The organism is Paenisporosarcina sp. OV554, assembly GCF_003058165.1.
Classification (GTDB): Bacteria; Bacillota; Bacilli; order Bacillales_A; family Planococcaceae; genus Paenisporosarcina.
In genome coordinates, this window is the sequence record NZ_QBUC01000010.1 from 35625 (window position 1) to 61045 (window position 25421).

General features: G+C 38.0%; 28 protein-coding genes and 1 other annotated feature. Of the genes, 2 read left to right on the forward strand and 26 right to left on the reverse strand.

The window, feature by feature from the left end:
* Nucleotides 1-280: 280 nt before the first annotated feature.
* From C8K15_RS10500 to C8K15_RS10540, 9 genes are read right to left on the reverse strand one after another with little or no spacing between them, the layout of a single operon-like run.
* A complete protein-coding gene (locus C8K15_RS10500; RefSeq protein WP_108586363.1) occupies nucleotides 281-1018 on the reverse strand; it encodes a class I SAM-dependent DNA methyltransferase in 738 nt (245 codons plus the stop codon).
* Entirely contained in the window at nucleotides 1018-1368 is a 351-nt protein-coding gene (gene rsfS, locus C8K15_RS10505; RefSeq protein ID WP_108586364.1) for a ribosome silencing factor, read from the reverse strand. The genes C8K15_RS10500 and rsfS overlap by 1 nt, the downstream gene beginning before the upstream one ends.
* 4 nt (nucleotides 1369-1372) lie before the next feature.
* On the reverse strand, nucleotides 1373-1936 hold the full coding sequence (gene yqeK / locus C8K15_RS10510; RefSeq protein ID WP_108586365.1) for a bis(5'-nucleosyl)-tetraphosphatase (symmetrical) YqeK: 564 nt from the start codon (nucleotides 1934-1936) through the stop codon (nucleotides 1373-1375).
* Entirely contained in the window at nucleotides 1929-2495 is a 567-nt protein-coding gene (locus C8K15_RS10515; RefSeq protein ID WP_108586366.1) for a nicotinate-nucleotide adenylyltransferase, read from the reverse strand. The genes yqeK and C8K15_RS10515 overlap by 8 nt, the downstream gene beginning before the upstream one ends.
* Nucleotides 2496-2497: 2 nt before the next feature.
* Nucleotides 2498-2797: a ribosome assembly RNA-binding protein YhbY gene (yhbY, locus tag C8K15_RS10520; protein ID WP_108586367.1), complete on the reverse strand. Its 300-nt coding sequence runs from the start codon at nucleotides 2795-2797 to the stop codon at nucleotides 2498-2500.
* Nucleotides 2784-3626 (reverse strand): shikimate dehydrogenase, encoded by an 843-nt coding sequence (aroE, locus tag C8K15_RS10525; protein WP_108586368.1) that lies wholly within the window; start codon nucleotides 3624-3626, stop codon nucleotides 2784-2786. Before aroE ends, yhbY begins: the two co-directional genes overlap by 14 nt.
* A 13-nt stretch (nucleotides 3627-3639) precedes the next feature.
* Complete coding sequence (gene yqeH, locus C8K15_RS10530) at nucleotides 3640-4743, reverse strand: ribosome biogenesis GTPase YqeH (protein WP_108586369.1); 1104 nt, start codon at nucleotides 4741-4743, stop codon at nucleotides 3640-3642.
* Nucleotides 4740-5261 (reverse strand): YqeG family HAD IIIA-type phosphatase, encoded by a 522-nt coding sequence (locus C8K15_RS10535; protein WP_108586370.1) that lies wholly within the window; start codon nucleotides 5259-5261, stop codon nucleotides 4740-4742. Before C8K15_RS10535 ends, yqeH begins: the two co-directional genes overlap by 4 nt.
* A 36-nt stretch (nucleotides 5262-5297) precedes the next feature.
* A complete protein-coding gene (locus C8K15_RS10540; RefSeq protein WP_108586371.1) occupies nucleotides 5298-6080 on the reverse strand; it encodes a phosphatidylserine decarboxylase in 783 nt (260 codons plus the stop codon).
* A gap of 91 nt (nucleotides 6081-6171) precedes the next feature.
* Here C8K15_RS10540 and pssA point away from each other — a divergent pair, with 91 nt between their 5' ends.
* Nucleotides 6172-6711, forward strand: a complete 540-nt coding sequence (gene pssA, locus C8K15_RS10545; RefSeq protein WP_108586372.1) for a CDP-diacylglycerol--serine O-phosphatidyltransferase — start codon at nucleotides 6172-6174, stop codon at nucleotides 6709-6711.
* An 84-nt stretch (nucleotides 6712-6795) separates the two neighbouring features.
* Nucleotides 6796-7551 carry an RNA polymerase sporulation sigma factor SigK gene (sigK, locus tag C8K15_RS10550; protein WP_108586373.1) on the forward strand — a complete coding sequence of 252 codons (756 nt, stop codon included), beginning with the start codon at nucleotides 6796-6798 and terminating at the stop codon, nucleotides 7549-7551.
* Nucleotides 7552-7554: 3 nt separating this feature from the next.
* Here sigK and mtnN read toward each other — a convergent pair whose 3' ends face one another.
* The 17 genes from mtnN to C8K15_RS10635 form a co-directional block, all read right to left on the reverse strand.
* A complete protein-coding gene (gene mtnN, locus C8K15_RS10555) occupies nucleotides 7555-8247 on the reverse strand; it encodes a 5'-methylthioadenosine/S-adenosylhomocysteine nucleosidase (protein WP_108586374.1) in 693 nt (230 codons plus the stop codon).
* A 149-nt stretch (nucleotides 8248-8396) separates the two neighbouring features.
* Nucleotides 8397-9086 carry a YrrS family protein gene (locus C8K15_RS10560; protein ID WP_108586375.1) on the reverse strand — a complete coding sequence of 230 codons (690 nt, stop codon included), beginning with the start codon at nucleotides 9084-9086 and terminating at the stop codon, nucleotides 8397-8399.
* A gap of 334 nt (nucleotides 9087-9420) precedes the next feature.
* Nucleotides 9421-9897: a transcription elongation factor GreA gene (greA, locus tag C8K15_RS10565; RefSeq protein WP_108586376.1), complete on the reverse strand. Its 477-nt coding sequence runs from the start codon at nucleotides 9895-9897 to the stop codon at nucleotides 9421-9423.
* Nucleotides 9898-10010: 113 nt separating this feature from the next.
* On the reverse strand, nucleotides 10011-10649 hold the full coding sequence (gene udk / locus C8K15_RS10570; protein ID WP_108586377.1) for a uridine kinase: 639 nt from the start codon (nucleotides 10647-10649) through the stop codon (nucleotides 10011-10013).
* Complete coding sequence (locus C8K15_RS10575; RefSeq protein WP_108586378.1) at nucleotides 10646-11923, reverse strand: peptidase U32 family protein; 1278 nt, start codon at nucleotides 11921-11923, stop codon at nucleotides 10646-10648. Before C8K15_RS10575 ends, udk begins: the two co-directional genes overlap by 4 nt.
* A gap of 16 nt (nucleotides 11924-11939) precedes the next feature.
* Nucleotides 11940-12869 (reverse strand): peptidase U32 family protein, encoded by a 930-nt coding sequence (locus C8K15_RS10580; protein ID WP_108586379.1) that lies wholly within the window; start codon nucleotides 12867-12869, stop codon nucleotides 11940-11942.
* Between the two features lie 5 nt (nucleotides 12870-12874).
* Nucleotides 12875-13510, reverse strand: a complete 636-nt coding sequence (locus C8K15_RS10585) for an O-methyltransferase (RefSeq protein WP_108586380.1) — start codon at nucleotides 13508-13510, stop codon at nucleotides 12875-12877.
* Between the two features lie 104 nt (nucleotides 13511-13614).
* A complete protein-coding gene (gene mltG / locus C8K15_RS10590; protein ID WP_108586381.1) occupies nucleotides 13615-14733 on the reverse strand; it encodes an endolytic transglycosylase MltG in 1119 nt (372 codons plus the stop codon).
* 99 nt (nucleotides 14734-14832) lie between these two features.
* Complete coding sequence (locus C8K15_RS10595) at nucleotides 14833-15132, reverse strand: DUF1292 domain-containing protein (RefSeq protein ID WP_108586382.1); 300 nt, start codon at nucleotides 15130-15132, stop codon at nucleotides 14833-14835.
* Nucleotides 15133-15138: 6 nt separating this feature from the next.
* Complete coding sequence (gene ruvX, locus C8K15_RS10600; protein ID WP_108586383.1) at nucleotides 15139-15564, reverse strand: Holliday junction resolvase RuvX; 426 nt, start codon at nucleotides 15562-15564, stop codon at nucleotides 15139-15141.
* Between the two features lie 3 nt (nucleotides 15565-15567).
* Nucleotides 15568-15834, reverse strand: coding sequence for an IreB family regulatory phosphoprotein (locus C8K15_RS10605; protein ID WP_108586384.1), 267 nt, complete (start codon nucleotides 15832-15834; stop codon nucleotides 15568-15570).
* A gap of 90 nt (nucleotides 15835-15924) precedes the next feature.
* Nucleotides 15925-18552: an alanine--tRNA ligase gene (gene alaS, locus C8K15_RS10610; protein ID WP_108586385.1), complete on the reverse strand. Its 2628-nt coding sequence runs from the start codon at nucleotides 18550-18552 to the stop codon at nucleotides 15925-15927.
* Between the two features lie 125 nt (nucleotides 18553-18677).
* Nucleotides 18678-18886: a binding site (T-box leader), on the reverse strand.
* Between the two features lie 98 nt (nucleotides 18887-18984).
* Entirely contained in the window at nucleotides 18985-19638 is a 654-nt protein-coding gene (locus C8K15_RS10615) for an HAD family hydrolase (RefSeq protein WP_108586386.1), read from the reverse strand.
* A gap of 102 nt (nucleotides 19639-19740) precedes the next feature.
* On the reverse strand, nucleotides 19741-22164 hold the full coding sequence (gene recD2 / locus C8K15_RS10620) for an SF1B family DNA helicase RecD2 (RefSeq protein WP_108586387.1): 2424 nt from the start codon (nucleotides 22162-22164) through the stop codon (nucleotides 19741-19743).
* Between the two features lie 21 nt (nucleotides 22165-22185).
* Entirely contained in the window at nucleotides 22186-22842 is a 657-nt protein-coding gene (locus tag C8K15_RS10625) for a tetratricopeptide repeat protein (RefSeq protein ID WP_108586388.1), read from the reverse strand.
* An 18-nt stretch (nucleotides 22843-22860) separates the two neighbouring features.
* Nucleotides 22861-23982, reverse strand: a complete 1122-nt coding sequence (mnmA, locus tag C8K15_RS10630) for a tRNA 2-thiouridine(34) synthase MnmA (protein WP_108586389.1) — start codon at nucleotides 23980-23982, stop codon at nucleotides 22861-22863.
* A gap of 194 nt (nucleotides 23983-24176) precedes the next feature.
* The gene (locus tag C8K15_RS10635; protein WP_108586390.1) at nucleotides 24177-25319 is read right to left on the reverse strand and encodes a cysteine desulfurase family protein; all 1143 of its coding nucleotides are present in this window, start codon (nucleotides 25317-25319) and stop codon (nucleotides 24177-24179) included.
* Nucleotides 25320-25421: the final 102 nt, after the last annotated feature.

Genomic DNA, 25421 nt, shown 5'->3' on the forward strand with positions numbered 1-25421 from the left:
GAAGAAACCCATATGCTCCTGCGGTTACTCGTCGCAAAGACATTGACCGAATAAGTTCGGCCAATGTCTTTCCTGAGGGATAGCGAGACAGTCGAGACCCCACAGAAGCGAAAAGGAACGAAGCCTAAGAACACCACATCGTGTGGCAACGCCTTCGTGACCAACATCCTGTTGGCCTGAGGAGTCTTGGCGCTCGCCTTAGGAAAGCGTAGCTGTTTTGCGGAAGATCAACAGCAATATTTAATTTAACAAAGCTAAACAAAAAAATCCCATGCAACATTTACTTAGTTGCATGGAAAAAAACACGTTCACTTTTGTTCTTTGGAGATTCATTCGTCCAGTCTGCTGATACTTTCACTTGCGAAAAACCTGCTTGACGTAAGCAGTCAACATACATATCAATTTCAAAAGAACGTTGGAAATGACTTTCTTCAAAACGGTCATAAGATCCATTTTTGTTTTTCATAAAAAATGTTAAATCATGATAAACAGAATGCGGATGCTCTCCTTCTTCCGTATGCCAAATATAGGCGATTTGTTCATCTTCATATGTAAATGGTCCATCTAAAAATAACTCATCCATTTTATAAAGTGAATGAACATCAAAGAATAACTGACCACCTGATGTTAACGATTGATAGACGCCTGTAAGTGTTTGAAGAACTTGATTTTCATCCTCCAGATAATTCATTGAATCAATAGCTAGTATAGCTACATCCACATCGTGAAAGCCTTCTAACTCTGTCATTGACAAATGGAATAACGGGATGTTATATCCTTCTTTTTGAAAACGATCAGAAGCCATCGCAAGCATTTCTTCTGACAAATCTACAGCTTGAACAAGAAAACCCTGCTCTGCAAATTTTGCAGACAGGACTCCGGTTCCACAGCCAATATCTAATAAAGATTTGCCTCTAACATTTTCAATCGATGAAACCACCTTATGCACATAGTTATCATAAGGAATATCAGTCATTAAAGCATCATAAATGTATGCAAACTCTTTATAGCTAGACATTATGCTTGTAAATCTACTTCGATTATTGGTGCATCTCCCCATAAACGTTCCAAGTTATAAAATTGACGCTCGTCCTTATGGAATACATGTGCAACAACGTCACCCATATCTACTAATACCCAACGTGCCGCGTCAAAACCTTCTAAACGTTTTACATCATAACCAGCTTGTCCCGCTTGGTCTGCCATTTCTCTTGCAATTGATTGAACTTGGCGATCAGAATTTGCATGGCAAATTACAAAATAATCCGCAATCAAAGATACACCTTTCATATTTAATACGATAATATCTTCTGCACGTTTGTCATCTGCTGCTTTATAAGCTATTTCTAATAAAGTTGGTTCTGTCATTCAGTCATTTTCCTTTCGCAACCAAAACATTGTAACAATGAATGGAATCCGGATATACCGGTTGATTTTTTTGTATTAAAAATTGAATGGAATGCACTACACAAGCCTTCATTAATAATTCGAGTCCTTGTTCTACATGCTGTCTTAATTCATCGACACCTGGAAATTGGCGATTGGGTTCAATCATATCAGCACAATAAATGATTTTTTCAAGTTTGGACATGTATTTACGACCAGTAGTATGGTAGCAAATTGCATTTAAGACATCTTGATTGGTAACACCAAATTCCTGCTGGGCAACATATGCACCCACTGGAGCGTGCCACAATTCATGATGAAAAGTTAAAAGTGTAGGCTCCATTTGTTGTTCAATAATGGTTTGTTGCAACCAGTCTCGATCAGCAAATTTCACTACATCATGCAAAATAGCAGCAAGTTCGGCTTCTTTTTCATCTACTTCATACATTTTAGCCAATTGAATGGCAGTCTCCATTACACCTAAAGTATGCACAAAACGTTTTTCAGGCATTCTTGTACGTATAGCATTTAACAATTCGTCTTTATTCATACAATTTCTCCTCACGAATATAGGATTGTACATTTTCAGGAATAAGCAAAGTGACATCTTTTCCATCTTTTACACGATTCCTTAACATCGTTGAAGACAAATCAATTAATGGTGCCTCGATTAAAGTGACAGGATATGTCGACTTTTCATCGTAGCCTGTACGACGTACACCAATCAATTGGAACTGTTTCACAAGCTCATCTATCTTGTACCACTGACTTAAATAGGCAATCATATCTGCACCAATCAAAAAACTGAATTGTGTTTGCGGTTCTTGTTTCTGCAATTCAATCATCGTATCGAACGAATAAGACAACCCACCTCGCACTATTTCAATTGGCTCTACTGAAAAATAGGAGAACGGTTCAATCGCAAGTTTCAACATGTGAAGTCGTTGCTCTCCTGTAGCAAGTTGAACTACTTCTTTATGTGGTGGTTTTGCATTTGGCATAAATCGAATTTCATCAAAATCAAGTGCATGATACACTTCATTTGCCATAATTAAATGTCCAATATGTGGCGGATTAAATGTTCCTCCAAAAATGCACACCTTTTTCATCGTCAGCCTTTTGTAGGCAAGACGATTTTTTTGTTATTTTTAGATGGTTTGTATAATACAACCGTTAAACCAATCAATTGAACTAAATATGATTTTGTTTCTTTTGCTAATTGATCTGCGATTTCTTGTTTATCAACTTCACAATTTTGCAAAATGCTGATTTTAATTAATTCACGAGTTTCGATAGCTTCTTCAATATGTTTAATTAAATGTTCATTTACTCCACCTTTACCAACTTGGAAAAGGGCTGATAAATGATGAGCTTCGCTTCGTAAAAAACGTTTTTGTTTACCTGTTAACATGTGGACCTCCTAATAGTTGTTCGACTTGCTCTATAGTTTGCTTCGTATCTGGTTTGCGATTTGTCCACTTATGAAATGACAATGCTCCTTGGTGCACAAACATGCCCACTCCATTTAAACAACGTGCTCCTCGATCTTTTGCTTCAGCTAAAAATGGCGTCAATATTGGATTATACACAATATCTGCAACAATTGCTGAAGATGTTACATTTTTTAGTGACAACGGCATATCAACATTAGATGTTATCATGCCCGCTGGTGTTGTTTGAATGATAATTTGAAAGTCTGCAAGTTCAGTCTCTGCCTGTTCAAGAGATAAAGCACGACCACTTTTCAAATCATCGATCAACCGTTGTGCATTTGAAAAACTGCGGTTTGCACATGCAAGATTCACATATCCTCTTTCTTTTAAAGCGAATGCAATTCCTCTTGCAGCACCACCAGCACCAATAATCAGAATCGGTAGTTCTTGCAGATTCGACCCCATTGCTTCTTCTAAAGAGTTTACAAAACCATTGCCATCTGTATTGTACCCCGTTAATGTGCCATTCTCTTCAACAACTATTGTATTCACAGCGCCCATTATTTCGGCAGAGGAATCGATATGATCTAAAAATGGCAAAATGGCTTCTTTATGCGGAATGGTTACATTCCAGCCACTTGCACCGAGAGATTTTAATGATTCAACTGCATCTGCTAGTTTTTCTTTTTTGACGTGCACTGGAATGTACGTAGCATCAATTGTTAATTCGGAAAACCATTGACTATGCATACTTGGTGACATTGAATGAGAGATTGGATCACCAATTACTGCGTACCATTTTTTCAAAATCAGATGCCTCCTAGATAAGAGATGGACGTATTTGAATTTCCACACCTTTAGGCGCATACGCTGCTATAACCACATTTGGTTGATTGACAGTAATCCATCCTAAACCTGAAAACACAATATCCGTCTTCTCAGCTTTAATTGAAAACTCGTGACGTACTAAAGTTGGGAATTTATCTTTAAATTCAGCAGAAGGTGGTGCTAGCATTCCACCTAAATGTTCTGCATATAAGGTATCCGCATTGTCGAGTTTTGTACGATGGATATTTAATTCATTTGAAATATGAACAGTAAATGATGCTCGCTCACCTTGCATAAAATCAAATCGAGCTAAACCACCTAAAAATAAAGTTTGTCCAGCATTCAACTGGAATATTTTAGGTTTAATTTCATTCTTCGGAGTAATCCATTTGAGTTCAGATGAATCTAAGTAATGCGCCATTTGATGGTGATTAATAATCCCCGGCGTATCATATAATGATTGGTTATCATCTAAAGGAATTTCAATTAAATCAAGTGTGGTTCCTGGGAAGTGAGAAGTTGTAATCACTTCTTTTTCACCTGTCACTTGCTTGATGATACGGTTGATAAATGTTGACTTACCAACGTTTGTACAACCCACTACGTACGCATTCTTTCCTTCTCGAAGGCGATCTATTGCTTCCATTGCTTCAACCATACCTGTGCCTTTATGAGCACTAACTAACATGACTTCGACTGGTTTTAAGCCGAGTTTTTTAGCTTCTTGTTGTAACCATTTGATAACCCGATGTTTCTTAACTGACTTCGGGAGTAAATCTACTTTATTGGCAATAAGTAGAATTGGATTATTCCCAACAAAGCGGTGTAAACCAGGTAACCAGCTACCATTGAAATCAAAAATATCGACGATTTTAACGATTAGTCCTTGTTCATTACCAAGACCATTTAAAATACGTAAGAAATCATCATCTGTTAATGAAACCGGTTGTAATTCATTGTAATTTTTCAATCGGAAACAACGTTGGCAAATCATTTCTTCTTTTTCTAATGTTGAAGGTGGTGCAAATCCAGGTTCTTTTGGATCTAATGTTTGTATTTGAGTACCGCATCCGATACAAGTTGGTATAGTTGTCAAACTTCTTCCTCCCAAGTCACAAATCCTTTTCTTTTTAACGCTTTAAAAATTCGTCGTTCAACCAATCGATTAAATCGGGTGAAAAAACCGTCTGATTTAGCGACAGGTAATACTAAAATGGTATGCAATTTTATCCGATTACCTCCAACAACATCCGTTAATAGTTGATCGCCTATCACGACCACTTCTTCGCGTTTTACATCCATTGTATGCAGTGCTTTAAGAAACGCTTTACCCATTGGTTTACGGGCTCTATATATGAATGGAATTCCGAGTGGATCTGCGAAAGATTTAACTCGTAGTTCATTGTTGTTAGATACAATTGTTACTTGAATCCCTGCATCTTTCATACTTTTGAACCAGATCACCAATTTAGGTGTTGCCTCTGGTCTGTCCCATTCGACAAGTGTATTGTCTAAATCTGTTATGATTCCACGAATCCCTTTTTCGAGCAATCGTTCTGGTGAAATGTCAAATACACTTTTCACAAATTCATTTGGTAAAAATTTTCTATACACCGTGACACACTCCGTTCAACCTTTTTTCTGTAATGATTATAACATACTACCGATTTTCTCACCCACTCGCACTCGACTTCCTGCAATAATAGATGAATCCACGTGAAACGCATTTTTTTCAAACAGTAAAACTACAGTCGAACCAAATGTGAAATAACCTATTTCTTCACCCTTTTTCCAGTCTCGGGATAGGTTTGTCATTTGAATTGAATTGACAAGCATTGCTCCCACACTTACGACAGCGCAAGTTTTTGTATTTGGACATACTAAATGTGTAACTTGACGATAATTCCCACTAATTGGTGTTTTTCCATAAGTTAATCCCGCTTGGTTCACTGGATATGATTTTTCCCCGAGTGTAACTTGTTGTTTGACATGACCATCAACCGGGCTATGAATGCGATGGTAATCGGCAGGACTCAAATAAAACACAATATATGTGCCATCAATATATTTAGAGGCATGCTCAACATTGCCGAGGAGATCAGTTAGAGTATACGATTTTTCTTTCACTAAAAATGTTCCAGTTGACGTTATGGAACCGATAGATTCTACTTTTGCATCTACAGGACTACTGGCAATCATTTCACCCTCGACGATTGGTCGATGTTGAGAATCGATTTTTCGAATAAAAAAATCATGTAATGTTGGAAACGCCTCAATAGATTGTGAAACCTCACCCATTTGTATTCGGTATGTACGTATATATGATGGAATAATTTTGCGACTCACTGGTGATTTAGCAAAACGTTGTATCGCTAGGGAAGACCATTTGCCATTCGTTAATTCAATTAGTGATTGGTACACTCTCTGTTTCACTTAATCCCTCCTGTTCTAAATATGCTCTACCTTTTTTAAGTTGAAAGAAGTATAATGAACTAATACTGTAAACACGAAGGAGTCTCGTCCATTGTTTCTATTTCATCGACTGGATCACACAATTAAAAAAATGAAATCCCAAACAGCCAATATGATCACCATTGGTAATTTATCTTTTGGTGGTGCTTCCATCATGACTACTTTAAATGAATCTTATAGTTACAGTGTTCTGTTTATATTTATTGCAGCTCTGCTCGATCGTTTTGATGGGATGGTTGCTCGTAAATTAGGTCAAGAATCCGAACTTGGTAAACAGCTTGACTCTATGAGTGATATTATCTCATTCGGCGTTGCTCCTGCAATTCTTATTTATATGGTTGATTTATATGAATTTGGAACAGCTGGAATGGTTCTTACGATCATTTATATTGCATGTGGAGCATTTCGCTTAGCGCGCTTTAATATTATGGAATCAGATGGCTACTTTACCGGACTACCTATTACCGCCGCAGGAACCCTACTGACGTTGTCGTATTTTGGATTGTCTGTATTTGCTCCAGTTTTTTATATGTTTCTCCTACCGATTTTAGCCATATTAATGATTAGTACATTCACCTTAAAAAAAGTGTAACGACCGCAAATTGCGGTCGTTTTTTTCATGCATTTAGAACCGCTATCATATAGTGACAAAAGACGACATGGAGGTGCACGCATCATGAGTAGTTTATTGTCTGCTGTCCTACAACTGTGGATAGAAATCCCTGCTGTGCTTGGTTATTTGAAAGGTCAGGCTTTTAGAAAACCCCTCTCACTTGAAGAAGAAGCCATATATGTAGAGCGATGTTTAGCTGGTGATGAAGAAGCGAAACATGAGTTAATTGAACGTAATATGCGTTTGGTCGCACACATCGTCAAAAAATTCCATCCAAAACACGAACAACTCGATGATTACATTTCTATTGGCACAATCGGATTAATGAAAGCTGTAGCTAGCTACACACCTGATAAAAAAACACGCCTCGCTACTTACGCAGCACGTTGCATTGAAAACGAGATTCTCATGCATTTACGTTCACAAAAAAAAGTACAAAAAGATGTATCACTCTACGAACCGATTGGTACCGATAAAGATGGCCATTCACTCCAAATTACAGATCTTCTACAAACCGATGATGATACCGCACAACAAACCCTTGAACAAAAAGAACAAATGGCAAGGCTATATCGACACTTGGACCGGCTAGAAAAACGGGAAATCGAAATTATTGAGCGCAGGTATGGGTTACATCAATTCGAGCCCATGACTCAGAAACAAATTGCTAAGCAATTAAATATTTCAAGAAGCTATGTATCTCGAATTGAAAAGCGTGCTTTAGTTAAGTTATACCAATTGTTTAAACATGAAAAAAACTCTTACGATTCACTGGAAATCGAAAGAGCCTCCAATCAACAGTCTAAATATTTAACTTGAACTCTATAATTTGCTGATAACATGTAAGACGATTTGAGTTGAATGTTCAGCTGCAGTTGGTAAGAATTCATCAAAGCTAATCGATGATTCTTTTCCTGCGATATCTGACAACGCACGGATTACTACAAATGGTACGTCGAATTGGTGACATACTTGCGCTACAGCGGCTGCTTCCATCTCAACTGCCTTCATGTGAGGGAAATGTGTTCGAACGCTCTCAACACGTGCTGGGTCACTCATAAACGAATCCCCTGTTGCAATTAGACCGGATGCAAATTGATGTTGGCCTAGTTCTTCTACTGCCTCTTCTGCAAGTTTACGAAGTTTAGAATCTGACATGAACGCTGCAGGAAGCTGAGGAACTTGTCCCATTTCGTAACCGAATGCTGTTACATCCACGTCGTGATGTCTAACCTCATCAGAAATTACAATTGCTCCTACTTCTAATAAAGAATCAAATCCACCAGCTGAACCTGTGTTAATCACAGCATCTGGTTTGAAGTGATGCAGTAAAATGGCTGTAGACATCGCAGCATTTACTTTCCCAATACCACTTTTCAGTAATACCACTTCATGACCTGCATATGTACCCTCTGTATATTCACTATTTGCGATGACTGAAGTTTGTGGATTTTCAATTGCTAAACGTAATGCTTCAACTTCTTGTTCCATCGCGCCAATAACTGCTATTTTCATTTATGTCCGCCTCTTTTCTGGTTAGAAAACATAAGTTGCACAATCAGCAGTGCAGACCATGTTTTAAAAAACTGATATTCGAATAATTTTTATCCACTTACTGTGGTGGAAAAACACTTCCCTAAAAATAATAAAAGCGGCGCCGAAAGTCAATAGGCGCCGTCTAATGTTTTTAAAGTTTCCATTTTTTCAGGTTTCCAGCCTTCGCCGTCTACCCATTGTAAATACACACGATATTTATCTTCTTTATTTTCTGATGAAACAACACCGATGGATTTTTGAGGATCTCCACCATTTTGAATACGCCATACAATCATTTTATCCGCTGATAAGCCTGTTGTATATGCAATGGCGTTTATTTTTTCCGTCCAATCCACATGCCCTTCACTATAAACAGATGTATGTTCACCACTTTGTTCTGTACCAACTGGTTTCCAAGCGGTATTTACCACTCTTTCAGCAACGATTGGGTCATCTGAAGGTTTTGAAGTAACTGTACCTCCGGTCGTTGCATCTTTTTTAGTAGTTTCCTCTTTAGAAGATTTCTTTTCGGTTTTATCTTCGTCAGATCCAATTTCTTTAGAACTTACATCTTTTGAAGATTCAACTGACTCGGGTACACCTGTTGCTCCTGGTTCATCTTGCGCCTGGCTAACGTCTAACTCGGATTTTTGTGATTTAGCTTGTTCAGCATCATCATTACCGAGGAAAATGAATCCACTAGTAATCACAATTAGGACAATAACGATACCTATAAGTACATTTAATATTTTGTTCGTTCGATTTGGTTTATTTGGTCGATTACTTCTTGAGGTATATCGACGCTGTGTGTTTTCCATTGCGTACTCCCCCTTATATACAGCATGATACCATAAATGGTCATGACAAATTAGACGAACAGATTAAAGAAATGTTTCATTTTAATGAAAGTTTGTGTGAAAAAGGTTTTGAATCCATGTAATCGATGTACATAGAAATTAATGTCTTCCTGGAGAGGATTGCTGTCTATCTCCAGGCGAATGGTCGAAAACTATCCGTGAGTGGTCGGAAACACATGTTGAATGGTCGGAAAGTTAAGTCTCGTATTATACTATGCTTTAAAAGAGCATATCAAGAAAAGTAAAAATGAAAAAAACCACTCCCAGCAATTAGGGAGTGGATTTAAAATTCATATTAATTTATAGACGTAATCTTAACGTCCATTTCGCCGCCTGGTGTTAGCACTTTTACTTGATCTCCGACTGAACGGCCGATTAAGCTTTTTGCAATTGGAGAATCGTTTGAAATTAACCCTTCAATTGGGTCTGCTTCTGCTGATCCTACGATTGTATAAGTTTCTTCTTCGCCATCTGGAACTTCAATAAAAGAAACTGTTTTTCCTAAAGATACGATATCGTTGTCTTGCCCATTTCCTTCGATAATGACCGCATTACGAATCATAGATTCTAAGGTTACAATACGCCCTTCAACGAATGCTTGGTCTTCTTTTGCAGAATCGTACTCAGAGTTCTCCGATAAGTCTCCGAAGCTTCTTGCAACTTTGATACGTTCCACTACTTCTTTACGTTTAACTGTTTTTAAAAAATCTAATTCGTCCGCTAACTTTTGCTTTCCAGCAACGGTCATTGGATATTGTTTTTCAGTTGCCAATTACTTTCACTCCTTCAACTACTTGCTAGCTAGCTCATAAAAATAATATGCCTTGTCGAGTCTGAATATGAGGCATATTATTTAGATAATATTGTCAGTCTTTACACATCATATTACACAATGATATCAGATTCAAGAATTGTTTTAATTTTTGTAACCATCAAATCTATCGCAACTTGGTTTTGTCCACCTTCAGGAATGATAATGTCTGCGTATCGTTTTGTTGGTTCAATAAACTGATTATGCATTGGTCGCACTACTGATAGGTATTGTTCGACTACTGATTCAATGGAACGGCCACGTTCATTGATGTCTCTCATAATGCGTCGAATAATACGCAAATCAGAATCTGTATCAACAAATAATTTGATATCCATTAATTCGCGCAAGCGCTCATCATCTAAAACCAAAATACCTTCTAATATAATAACATCTTGTGGTTCAATTACAATTTTTTCGGACGAACGTGTATGAATTTCGTAATTATATACAGGTTTTTCAATTGCATGTCTGCTCAAAAGTTGATGTATATGTTCTATAAGTAGTTCGTTATCAAATGCATGAGGATGATCATAGTTCGTTGCGAGACGTTCCTCAAATTCCAAATGACTTTGATCTTTATAATAGTAATCCTGTTCGATTACTACAACTGATTTTTCTTTATATACGTCATAAATAGCCTTGGTAACACTCGTTTTCCCTGAACCAGAGCCACCAGCGATACCAATAACAATCGGGCGCTTAAATGTCATCGTACAAGCTCCTTTCTCATCATGTTATTTGGTCGTACTGGGATATCGGATTTGAAACGGACAATTTGCAAAGGATGACGTGCTACATCCAAGTCGTTCCCCTTTTCATCCCATAAATTTGTAATGGTCATGCGGAAATTTTCAATACCAGGTCCAAAAAATTCTACTTCCTGACCTTTTGTAAAATAATTTCGTTGTTGAAGGGTTACCATTTTTGTTTCATAATCATAATCCATCACGAGACCGATAAAGTCAGTGGATGTTTTTCTACCATGGATGCCATACATCTGTTCTTCATATGAAGGTTCTCCTTCAAAGAAAGCGCTAGCTGCGTCACGGTTTGCGCATTTTTCCAATTCTTCTAACCATTCGCGTTTGATGCGGAAGTTTTCTGGATCTGCACAATATTCGTCAATTACTTTTCGGTATACGCTTACCACAGTAGCTACGTAATGAATCGATTTCATTCGCCCTTCGATTTTCAACGAGTCGATACCGAGTTCAATCATACGAGGAATCGATTCAACTAATTTTAAATCTTTCGGACTCATAGCAAATGGTGCGTCTCCATCTGCAAAAAGTGCATCTTGTTCTCCGTCTGTCACTTCATACAAATCGTAATCCCAACGACAAGATTGGCAGCAGCCACCTCGATTTGAGTCACGAGCAGTCATATGATTTGATAATGTGCAGCGGCCACTGTAGGCAATACACATAGCTCCATGAATGAAAGCTTCAATTTCAATATCAACTTTATCTTTCATTTCCTGAATTTCATCGCCACTCGTTTCACGAGCAAGGACGACACGGTGTAATCCTTCATCTTTCCAGTATTGCACCGCTTTCCAGTTCGATAATGATTGTTGTGTACTTAAATGAATTTCAAGTTTCGGTGCGTTACTACGACAGGTTTCGATAATTAATGGATCAGCCACAATAATGCCAGTCACACCAGCCGATTCAATATCCATTAAATATTCTGCTAAACCGTCCATATTTTCATTGTGGGCAAAAATATTGGTTGTCACATAAATTTTTGCATCATAACTGTTTGCAAATTCTACTGCTTCACGCATTTCTGCTATTGAGAAATTCCCTGCATTAGAACGCAATCCAAATTCACGTCCTCCGATAAAGACTGCGTCTGCACCATAATGAACGGCAATTTTAAGTTTCTCTAAGTCTCCTGCAGGAGCGAGGAGTTCTGGCTTTTTAACTATAACGCGTTTGCCATCAATAATTTTACTAAGTCGGTCATGTTGTAGCATTGCCATTTAAATTCTCCCTTCCTTAATACACGGTTTCTTTGAAGAAGAATCCGGTATCAAGTGGGCGAAGTTCCGGTTGCATTTCTTCAATCTCCGTTAATAAATCACTTTTTATTTCATCATATACTGCAGATGATTCCATATAAGCATCAATTGCTTGTCTATAAAGATTCGTTACTTTCGTCACATATTTAGCCTCTTGCAATACTCCATCTATTTTAAAGGAATCAATCCCAGCATCAATTAGCTCGCCTAACTCGTCAATCATACACATATCATTTGGACTGAAAATATGTGTGCCATTTGCATCTTCAAAAATCGGGTATTTATTGTGTCGTTCTTTGTCGTGTAAAAACATGTTTTTCTGACTGGTACGATTCTCAATTTCCATTGCCTTATCTTGGTACAAAAAGTAATTGCCTATTAACGAACGTTTAGATTGAAACATACATGTCATTCCATGTACTTGTACTTCAATAGCAACTTCAGCGTTTTCTTTAATCTCTATTACTTCATCCATGCTTAATTCTCGAGCCAAAACGGCACGATTTGAACCGCGCTTACCCCAATAATTAGCAGTGAACCAATTTGTAGCCGTCATCTCTGTGTTCCAATGAAGCGGAATATCCAGGTTGGCTTCTCTTTTAACCATAACCACTGCTGGATCTCCAAAAGTAATTCCATCCACTTTGAAAGAAGCTAGTTTTTCCATATAGGGACTCAATAAATCGATATGATCGTTATGATAGAGGGCGTTCATTGCCACATATACTTTCTTGTTCGAAGCATGAGCAAGTTTAACTAATTTTTCAATATCAGCTATTGTAAATTCTCCTGCTAAACGTAATCCGAATTGTTGTTCCCCAACTAAAAAAGCATCTGCACCAGCCTCAATTAATTGTTCCATATGGGCCACAGAATGTGGTGTTACCAGTAATTCTGGTTTTTTCATGATTGTCACCTCTTTATACTAATCGTGATTCCATCACCAATTGGTAGGAATGTTGTTTCATATTCTTCATGGTTCATAAGCCACTGTGTAAACTGTTGCAGATTACGGACCATCGTTCGTTTTCTTCTTGGTACTTCTTTAATATCTATTTCTGTAAAACCATGCATGAGCATGTTATCACAATAAATAACACCACCGCTTGGAACGAGTGGTGAGAACTTGTCAAAAAAACGTTGATATTGTCCTTTTGCAGCATCAATAAATAAAGCATCATAGTGATTTAGCTTAAAATTATTCATATCAATTTCAAGTGCATCGCCATGAACTATTTGAATCCTGCCCGTCAATCCAGCTTGGTCCAAATAGGTTGAAGCCAGCTGAAAACGACTTTCATTTTTTTCAATGGTGGTTATAACAGCTTCAGGTAATGTTAATGCCATTCGTATCGCTGAATAACCAATCGCAGAACCAACTTCTAAAATAGATTTCGGTTGTTGCATTCGTAAAAATTGCAAAAGTGATTCAATCGCAACGAGTTCCATTATGGGAATGTGTTGCTCCTTAGCGAATTGTTCCATATTAGAAAGAAAATCTGACCTTTTCTTAATATAAGTAGTGATGTAGGGATGTGAAGTTGTCATGTCCATTTTTACTCCTTTTAATCCACAAAAATTACACCCAATCTTATCATAAAAAAAGAAGGAAAGCGATAGGCTTCCCTTCTGGATCTGACAATGCTGTTTGTTTAACGTAAATATTTTTCGATTTTCTCTAAATGTTCTTCATATTTTTTGGAGAAATGGTTTTTGCCTTTTTTATCAGCCAAGAAGAATAAATAATCAGTGTCTGAAGCATTTAACACCGCATCGATGGATGCTGTTCCCGGATTTGAAATTGGACCTGGTGGTAGTCCTTGGATTTTGTATGTATTATACGGATGGTCAATTTCTAAGTCATCATACAGTACTCGATCCTTATGTTCACCTAGTGCATAAAGAACCGTTGGATCTGTTTGCAAAGGCATGTCCGCTTTCATTCGGTTATTAAAGACACTTGCGATAGTCTCTCGGTCTGTATCTGCAGTCGCTTCTTCTTCAAGTAATGATGCGAAGGTCAGTAACCAATGGACTGATTTTTCTTTTTCTTCAAGTTTTTCCACATATGGTGTAATCGATTTAGATGTTGTTTTTAACATTTCATCAACAATAGATTCCAAAGTAGGATTTTCTTCATAATAAGAATAAGTTGCTGGGAATAAGTATCCTTCTAAGTCATGACGCAAACTTTTCCCTTTAATCTCATCAGTTAATAGATCAGGATATTTAACTATCATTTCATCGATAAATTCTTGGTTTGTTACAAGATCCATAAATTCTTTTGCACTATACGACGTTTTTTCTTCCACTCGTACCGAAATTTCTTCAAGAGTTCGTCCCTCAGGAATTGTCATGCTAAAGATTGGTTCTCGGTAGACTTTTCCGGTTTTTAAACTTTGCATTATCTCATCAAGTGTCATAGATTTAGCTAAATCATATTTACCAGCTTGGAAATCTGATTCATTATTAAACTTCGCATAATACTTGAAGACACGAGCATCTTTAATGATTCCATTTTTCTCAAGTAACGTTGCTATCGAATCGAGATTCGACCCAATTTCGACATTTACAGGAATGGTGTCTTCTGCATTTTTGTCGACTGGTTGCAATGCGCTTTTGACATATGTGTATCCGCTGTAGCCGGCAATTCCTCCAACTATTAATACAATTAGTACAATCACAAGGACGATACGTCTAACGATTTTAACCTCTTTTTTCTTTTCTTTCATTCGATTAAACATAATGTCTTTCTTTGATTCTTTTTCCATGGGTTACCCCCTTCTATCTGACATTTATTATACAAGATTTTTACAAAAAAGAAAAAGGCGGAATGATTTGTCATCATTCCGCCTTATTTTAGGTTAAGATTATTTTTCTTCTTCTTCTTCTTCTTCTTCTTCTAAGAATGTGTTTAACATTTCTTCGATCATTGCCCACTCTTCGTCAGACTCGATCGGCATAAGTTCACCGTCGTTACCGTCTTCAGATGGAGTAAAAGCAGAAGCATGAATTTCAATTTCTTCGTTTTCATCTTCTTCAGCACCTATTGGATAATAAAGTACATAAGATTTGCTGAATTCTTCTGATTCAAAAGTAAATAGTATCTCGCATAATTGTTCAGTACCGTTATCATCAACTACTGTAATGTTTTGTTGTCCGTGGTCCATGTTCGATCACCTCTTAATAGATTGACTATCTAAATAGCCTTGTAAAATCATCATTGCAGCCATTTTATCAATGACTTCTTTTCGTTTTTTTCGACTGACATCTGCACTAATGAGCATTTTTTCCGCAGCCGATGTAGTTAAACGTTCGTCCCAAAGAACTACTGGTTTGTCGAATGTTTGACGTAACAATTCCGCATAGCGTTCTGATGCTTCAGCACGCGGGCCAATCGAATTGTTCATGTTCTTTGGATATCCAACTACAAAAGACGATACTTCATGCAATTTCATAAGTTCAGCAATTCGTTCGATGCCAAATATTTCATTTGCTTCGTCAATTTTGATAGTCTCAATCCCTTGGGCTGTCCAACCGAAAGCATCGCTAATTGCAACACCTACTGTTTTCGTCCCAACATCTAATCCCATTACTCTCATACACTATGCCTCGTTATTCTTCTTGATGTAAAACTTAACAAGTTCTTCCAGGATTTCATCCCGCTCAAGCTTTCGGATTAAATTTCTTGCATCCTGATGGCGAGGAATATATGCCGGATCACCCGAAAGTAAGTAACCGACTATTTGATTGATTGGGTTATACCCTTTCTCTTCAAGCGCCGAATGGACATGAAGCATGACTTGCTTTACTTCTTGTTCCATAGACTCTTCCGGAAAATTAAACTTCATCGTTTTATCAAATGAATTCATGATCAGCACCACGCTTTCGGAGTTAAATCTAATTGTCTTGTACAAGCATATTTATAATACTTGTTAAGTATAACCGATTTCAACTATTAATTAAACGGATTCGACATAATCATACACAGAATGTAACGCAGCTTCAAGTTTCGACGAATCTTTTGCACCAGCCATAGCCATATCTGGACGACCGCCGCCTTTACCATCACATTGTTCAGCAACATGTTTTACAATATTTCCTGCATGATATTTTCCACCACTTAAGTCATTTGTTACACCAGCAATCAACATGACTTTTTCGCCTTCAGATGAACCTAATACTATGACAGATTCAGTCATCTTAGATTTCAAGTCGTCCATCATTTGACGAAGTTGGTTATTATCTTTTACTTGTACGCGTGCTGCCAAAACGGTTACACCATCAATTTGTTGTGCCTGTTCTAAAATAGAAGAAGCTTGGCTATTAGCAATTTTTGCTGATAGTGATTCGTTTTCACGCTGAACTTGACGAAGTTCTTGTTGCAATCCTTGAACGCGAGCAACCAATTCTTTTGGATTAGCTTTTAAAGTTGCTGAAGCCTCTTCTAATACACCTTCTACTTCTTTAACAAGTTGATAAGCAGCTTTACCAGTTACTGCTTCAATTCGACGAGTTCCAGCACCAATCCCGCTTTCACTTACGAGTTTAAAGAATCCAATTTGTGAAGTATTCGTTACGTGACACCCTCCACAAAGTTCAAGTGAATACTGATCGATAGAAACAACACGTACAATTTTCCCATACTTTTCGCCAAATAGTGCCATGGCGCCCATTTGTTTTGCTTCATCAATTCCGTGGAATCCAGTAACTACTTGAATGTCTTCCCAAATTTTCTCATTTACTTGTTTTTCGATTGTCATAAGTTCTTCTTTAGTCACTTGACCAAAATGTGAGAAGTCAAATCGCAAACGGTCTGGACCGACATACGAACCAGCTTGGTTTACATGAGTTCCTAACACGTCTTTTAATGCTTGATGCAATAAATGTGTAGCAGTATGATTTTTCACTGTTGATTTGCGTAATATTTGATCCACATTTGCCGTTACTTCTGCACCAGCGGTCATTTCTCCAGACTCAATAATAATCGTATGAAGATTTTGGCCATTCGGAGCTTTTTGAACATCTTTGACAAATGCTTTGAATAAGTCGTTTTCAATGCAACCGTGATCAGCAATTTGACCACCACTCTCAGCATAGAAAGGTGTTTGATCTAGGATAACTTTAACTTCATCGCCTTCTTGTGCTTGTTCCACAAGCTCTCCGTCTTTTACGATGACTAAAACTTTAGCAGTACTTACGATTGTGTCGTAGCCGATAAAAGTACTTGTTTCTTTAATATTACCTAGCACTTCAGACTGTACTTGCATAGAGTCTACATCTTTACGTGCAGATCTAGCACGAGTTCGTTGTGCTTCAAGCGAATTCTTAAAACCTTCATGATCAACTGTCATTCCTGCTTCTTCTGCATATTCTTCAGTTAACTCTACCGGGAAACCATACGTATCGTATAAACGGAATGCGTCGCTTCCTGGAATTACAGTTAAGCCTGCAGCTTGTTGTGTTGAAATGACATTTGATAATATCCCAAGACCATCTTGTAAAGTTTCATGGAAACGCTCTTCTTCATTTTTAATAACACGCATAATAAATTCTTGTTTCGCACTAACTTCTGGGTAAAAGTCTTTCATTATTTCCCCAATAATCGGCACTAAAGTGTACATAAATGGACGATCAATCCCTAAATTTTTACCAAAACGAACAGCACGACGTAATAAACGACGCAACACGTATCCTCGACCTTCATTGGAAGGAAGTGCTCCGTCTCCTATAGCAAAAGCAACAGTGCGCGTATGATCTGCGATGATTTTAAACGCAAGGTCATCCTCACTACCGTTACCATATTCTTTACCAGAGACTTCTTGTGTTTGGTTGATAATTGGCATAAATAAATCTGTATCAAAGTTCGTAGGTACGTTTTGTACGACGCATGTCATACGTTCAAGACCCATTCCCGTATCAATATTTTGCTTAGGAAGTGGCGTATATGTGTGATCCGGATTGTGGTTGAATTCAGAGAACACTAAGTTCCAAATTTCTAAATAGCGGTCATTTTCTCCACCTGCATACATTTCAGGATCCGTTATGTCATTGCCATAACTCTCGCCTCGATCATAGAAAATTTCCGAGTTTGGACCACTTGGACCTTCGCCAATGTCCCAGAAGTTCCCTTCCAAACGAATAATACGTTCTTCAGGAATCCCTATTTCATCTCGCCAAATTGCATACGCTTCTTCGTCTTCAGGATGGACTGTTATAGATAATAGTTCTGGATCAAAAGCCATCCATTTTTTGTCGGTTAAAAATTCCCACGCCCAATGAATTGCTTCTTTTTTGAAGTATTCGCCAATCGAAAAGTTTCCTAACATCTCAAAAAACGTATGATGACGAGCAGTTTTCCCTACATTTTCAATGTCATTTGTACGAATAGATTTTTGAGCATTCGTGATCCGTGGATTTTCAGGAATCACGCGCCCATCGAAATATTTTTTTAATGTTGCGACTCCACTATTGATCCAAAGCAAAGAATTATCGTTAATCGGTACAAGCGGCGCACTTGGTTCAAGTGCATGTCCTTTTTCAATAAAGAAGTCTAAATACATTCGTCGAATTTGTGCTGCTGTTTTCATAAATAATTCCTCCTTAAGTTAGAAAAGCGTAAAGCGTTCGTTTAGTTCGACACCATCGCTTGAAACTAAACATAAATTATCTTTAAAGAAAGATAATTTTTTACAGAAAAAGCCCTCATCCCTAAAAAAGGGACGAAGGCTTCAATTCGCGGTACCACCCTAGTTACAGCAGAAGTTCTCTGCTGTCTCTCGATTATGCCTTAACGCGGCTTACGGCAGTGATTAGTTGCACTCAAGAGTAGCTTTCCATCCATAAACTTGAAGGTTCTTTCAGCCAAGGAACCTTTTTCTTGTACAAGCTTCAAAGATGTACTTTCTCTATCAACGTTTTCATTCATTTGTTTAGAAGTATAAAAAATAATTGCCTGTGTGTCAATTCTCTTTTGTTAAGAATATGAAATTACTCGGTTTTCTTTCGTTATTCCAACAAAACTATTTATTTAACTCTTTAAGGATAAACTCCAAAGGTTTTTCTGCCATCGAAAACAACCTCAAACTGAAATCTTCGAATGCTAAGTTGGTTGTTACCGGGTTAGGGAAAATAACACATTTCAAACCTGCCGCACGAGCTGCCTTTAACCCGTTCAATGAGTCTTCAAAAGCAACTGCCTCTTCCGGTTGCACACCTAACGCTTTAATGGCTTGCAGGTATAGTTCTGGATCTGGCTTAACAGTCGTTACATCGTCCCTTGTTTTGATAACCTCAAAATAAGGAAGGATGTGAAGTTGCATCAAGAATTTTTCTACCCAATTCCTTTTTGAACTAGAAGCCAAACCTATTTTAATACCCGCTTCTTTGGCTGTGATTAAATAATCTAACACACCCTCTCTTAAAATAGGCTGACCAATCTTTTCGTGAAATAGTTTCGATGCCAATTCTTTAATCTCAGAAATAGTTGAAGACTCTTTTATATTGTCCAAAATATATTTATCCAATACCGCATCATCTGTGCCAATAACTAACGCAAATTGTTCAATGGTCAAGTCCACTTCAAATTGGTACAAGGCTTCCCTAAACGCTTCGTACCACACAGTCTCTGTATCAATAATTAGTCCATCAAAATCGAAAATAACTGCTTTTATCATAGTAGACCCCTTTCATTTCCTTTATCGACCAAAATCTATAAAATAAAAACACACGTTTGAATACATGACATGTAAATAAACGTGTGTTTTTGTCCAATCTATTCATTTAGCGATTTCTTCTAAAAAATCATAAGGTGTTGTTCCATTCATGCCTACCAACGGGTGAATGTTCAAATGATTGCTAGCAGTCAACGACACTGGCCCTTCATCTTCATTCGCTTTTTCATCCTCAACAATTGGTTCCGTTACAGGCACATTTTCTTCACTTAATCGTTCTTTTAGTGAGGTTAATCGAGCTAAATCGTCATTGCGTTCAATTCCGAATTTAAAGACATCTGCGTCACCACAAAGAATCAAGAAATTCTTCGCACGTGTAATTCCTGTGTACAACAAATTACGTCGCAGCATTTTCATGTAACTGCGGACGACTGGCATGATAACAATAGGGAATTCGCTCCCTTGTGATTTATGAATCGAGCAACAATAGGCAAGCGTTAGTTGTCCAAGATCATTGCGCTGGTAGGTCACTTCTATGCCTTCGAAAGAAACTATCATCAAGTCTTGTTTTTCAACATTTTCATTCGCTTTAGAAATGCTAATCACTTCACCCATATCTCCGTTATACACTTGGCTTTCCGGTTGGTTCACAAGTTGCAACACTTTATCGTTAATCCGATAAGTAGTTTCGCCAAACACTAATTCTTTGCGCTTCTTTGTGTCATTTGGGTTGACCATCTGTTGTATCATTTTATTTAATGCATCAATACCTGCAGGACCTTTATACATCGGTGCCAGTACTTGCAATTCTTTAATCGTGTGACCTTTTGCTAAAGCACTTTTAATTACTTGTTCTACGACTTTCGCTATTTGGTCCGGTCCCGCTTGTATAAAGGAGCGATCTGATGTTTTAGCGGTAATATTGTGAGGTAATTGTCCCTTTTTCATTTGATGCGCTAGTTCAATAATCGACGAACCTGCAGATTGTCTATAAATATCCGTCAGTTCAACTGTTGGAATGCGTTTAGACGCAAGTAGATCCTTCAATACTTGACCTGGTCCAACTGGTGGCAACTGATCTTGGTCGCCAACAAAAATAACTTGAGCACCTTCAGGAATGGCTTTTAATAATTGATGTGCTAGCCATGTATCGACCATCGACATTTCATCAATAATGATCAATTTGCCCTTAATATCTCTTTCAGATTCTTCTTCTTTTTCCTGCCCAGTAAAGCCTAGTAACCGGTGTATTGTCATGGATGGCAGACCTGTCGATTCATTTAGGCGCTTGGCAGCACGACCAGTTGGTGCCGCTAAAATAATTGGAAAAGGTTCTTGCTTTTTCGCATAGTCTTTTGGGTCGAGTGTTAAGCCGTGTAATTCCGCGTATACTTCAACCAGGCCACGAACAACCGTCGTCTTCCCTGTACCTGGACCTCCTGTTAATAACATAACGGAAGCATTCATACCAAGTTCTATAGCAGCAATTTGTGTTTCTGCATAGGTAACGCCAAGACGTTCTTCCGCATCACCCAAAGCTTTTCTTATTTCAGAAGTCGGGAAACCCGTTCTTTCTTGTTGTTCAGTTAGTAATGTTTCAAGTTTTGAGGCGATTCCTACCTCTGAATAATACAAGGAAGGTAAGTAGAAACGAGACATTTCACCCGCCAATTTCCCTTCTTCAACTAGTTCCATACACGCTGTCGAAATCGCGTCAAAAGGGACTTCTTCAAATTGACTAGACTCGAGCAATTGCTTGACGTTCGGCAAAATATGTTCTGCATGGAGGTACACATGCCCGTCACTAAGAGATGCTGCATTTAATAAATGGAAAATCGCCGCTTTGATACGATCAGGATGTTTACCAGTAAGACCTAATTTCGAACCTAGTTCGTCCGCCCTGTGAAACCCAACACCTTCAACATCTTCAATAAGACGGAAAGGATTTTTCATTAACACGTCAATCGTTTCTTCACGATAAGTTTGGTAAATTCGCATAGCGAGCTGTGGTCCGAAACCCCATCCATTCAATTGAATCATGACACGCTCTAAGCCAAGATTTTGTTCAAGAGTATAGCGAATCGTCTCTTTCTTTTCTTTGGCAAGCCGTGGAACTACATCAAGTGCTTCAGGGTCATCTAAAATGAGTCGAATTGCATCTTTGCCAAGTTTCTTCACAATGGTTTCAGCCGTTTTCCGACCAATTCCATGGAATAGATCACTCGATAAATAATGGATAATTCCTTGTTCAGTTTCAGGAACGTCTTTTGCAAACGTTTCCACTTGAAATTGTGTTCCATACTTCGGATGTTGCTTTATTTGTCCTGTAAAACGATAGCTATCTTCATTCATTAATTGAGGGAAATAACCTGTTACGATTATTTCTTTGTCTTCATAGGTTGAATTTGTCTCATCGATTTTGAGTTTGACAATGGAGAATAAGTTAGTGGAGTTATGAAAAATGGTGACGACAGGTTTGCCTTTAATAAACATCTCTTCTTTTTGAAATAAATCGATTTGATTTGGCAAAACTGTCGCCTCCTGGAATAATTATTTTCTTAATGCAATCATGTCATGTACATAACGAGCCTGATCGAAGTTTGGTTGCAAAGTGAATGCTTGTTTTAAATGATACAGAGCATCATCCGTGCGGTCTGTTGAAACCGCATATAACACTCCTAGATTATAATGTGCATCTGCATTGTTTAAATCTTCAAGAATTACATACATAAATTCAGGTTCTGCTTCTTTGAACATTTCTAAAGCTGCTAAACCAATGCCGTAAGATAAGCGGATCTGCACGTCAGTTGGATCGAGTTCAGCTGCTCTCTGTAAATATGGAAGTGCAAGTTTTGGATTTTCTAACCGTTCAAAACATTTACCTAACATGAAATAAGCATCCGCACCCTGAATTTCAAACTTAATTGATTTTTCATAGAGCTTTGCTGCCTCTTCATAACGTTCCTGCTCGTAATACAAATTGGCAAGTCCATAAAACGCTGTAGCTGCCGTCGGGTCAAGTGTAATCGCCTTTTGGAAAAAACGCTCCGCTCGTTCAGTTTCATTCATTCGAGCTAACAAATTTCCAAAGTTAATATAACCTAATGGATTATTTGGTTCTTCTTCAATGGAGTTATTAAAATGCACCACTGCTTGTTCATAATCCTTATTTTGAATGGCTGCAATGCCAAGTTCTAGTTCATTCATCGTCTCACTCCTCGTCCATCAACCTACATAGGTTAATTTTTTCCCGTTTTTCATAACCTCATCAATTGTACCGCCACCTAAACAAATTTCACCATCATATAAAACAACAGCTTGACCAGGCGTGATAGCACGGACCGGTTCTGCAAATGTAATAATGGCTCCTTTATCAGGAGTTAACTCAACTTCTACTTTAACGTCTTCTTGACGGTATCTGAATTTGGCAGTGCATGAGAATGTTTTGTTTTTAGGTTCACTCGTTGTAAAACTCATATTCACCGCAGTTAATTGATCAGAAAATAACGCTTCATGGTGTATATTTTGACCAACAAGCAATTCATTTGTTTGCAGATTTTTCCCTAGAACAAACCAAGGGTCCCCTGCTCCGCCAATGCCTAAACCTTGACGTTGACCGATTGTGTAATACATTAATCCGTCATGTCGGCCCATTTTCACGCCATCCATTGTCACCATTTCACCAGGTTGAGCCGGCAAATATTGGCTTAAAAATTCTTTGAAATTACGTTCGCCGATAAAGCAGATTCCTGTTGAATCTTTTTTAGTTGCCGTAGCAAGTCCAGCTTCTGCAGCAATTTCACGTACCAATTTCTTTTCGAGATGTCCAATTGGGAACATAACTTTTGATAATTGGTCTTGAGATAATTGATTTAAAAAGTACGTTTGATCTTTGTTATTATCATGTCCACGAAGAAGTTGAGTTTCCCCATCTACTTCTTTTACTTGGGCATAATGTCCAGTCGCTAAATAATCAGCACCTAGACTAACAGCATGTTCTAAGAACGCTTTAAACTTGATCTCTTTATTGCACATCACATCTGGATTTGGCGTTCTGCCTGCTTTATATTCTTCTAAAAAGTAAGAGAACACTTTATCCCAATATTGTTTTTCAAAGTTAACCGAATAATATGGAATCCCGATTTGATTACATACTTTTATAACATCATCATAATCTTCAGTAGCTGTACAAACACCATTTTCATCTGTGTCGTCCCAGTTTTTCATAAAGATTCCGATTACATCATACCCTTGTTGTTTCAGTAAATGAGCTGCAACGGACGAATCAACGCCGCCCGACATGCCAACAACGACACGTGTATTTGCAGGATCTTTTAGTTGTTGCATGATTCTCACCTTTTCTATAATATTATTTTGTTCAAAAGGAGCATCAAAAGAGCCAGTTTTGGAACTCAGGTTAAGAACGCCACACCGTACCCTTACGATTACTCGTCGTAAAATTCCTTTTGTGGCAACACCTGAGTGACCTGCTTTGTGCAGGCCCCGATGTGCTATTTTGATTGACTTTTGAACATTCATTTCTATTTTACAAGTCGTTTGACTACATTAGCTGTTATAGTTGCTGCTTCTTTTATTTCCGCGTCCGTTACTCCATACCCGAAGCTAAAGCGAATTGAGTTACGAAGTTCACTTGCTTTTTCGCCGTACATCGCAACTAGAACGTGAGAAGGATTTATTGAACCTGCAGTGCATGCTGAACCACTCGATACACTTAATCCCGCCATGTCTAGATTAACGAGTAATGATTCGACATCTGTACCAGCAAAGCTCACATTCAAGATATGCGGGAGTGTAAACTGTTCTTCGCCATTTACTTTGAAATCAATTTCAGCTTGTTGCCAAATTGAAACCATCTCTTTTTTGAATTGGCTATACTGATCGCGTTTTTCTTCCATTGTTTGTTGTGCGATAGTGACGGCTTCTGCGAAAGCCAAAATTCCTGGAACATTTTCTGTCCCCGCTCGACGTTTTCGTTCTTGTTGCCCGCCAAAGAATTGTGGGGATAACTTCGTTCCTTTCCGATGGTACAAGAAGCCAATTCCTTTAGGTCCATTAATTTTATGTGATGAAACAGATAAAAGATCGACCTTTAAATCATCTACTGAAACTGGTAATAATCCGTATGCTTGAACAGCGTCTGTATGGAAAGTTGCCTTATGGTCGTTTAATAACTCCCCAATTTCTTGAATCGGTTGTATGGTACCCACTTCGTTATTACCAAGCATTATGGTAACTAATATTGTATCGTCACGTAGAGCTTGTTTAACATCCTCGACAGTTAGTCGTCCCTGCGAGTTAACAGGCAAGTAGGTGACTTCAAATCCTTCTTTTTCAAGCTTTTCACATGCCGTTAGAACTGCATGATGCTCGATTTGAGAAGTAATAATATGTGAACCTTCAGTTTTTCTGGCATAAGCAGTACCGAAAATCGCAAAGTTATCTGCTTCCGTTCCTCCACTCGTCAAAATAATATCTTGATCTTTTGCACCGATGCTACTAGCAAATTGTTGTCGCGCAATGTCTAATTGCTTCCGCGCTTCACGACCAGTCGCATGAATACTCGATGGATTGCCATACGTTTGCTCCATCGCTTCCATCATTTTTGTAATTACTTGTGGATGTATGGGTGAAGTAGCTGCGTGGTCTAAATAGATTCTATTCATGTCGAACTCCTTTATAAATTATTCAAAAAGTCTCCGTCTAGGTTTTGCAAAGGTTAAAAGCAGGAATAGGTTATCAGTAATTCATAAGATTGACATTTTTAA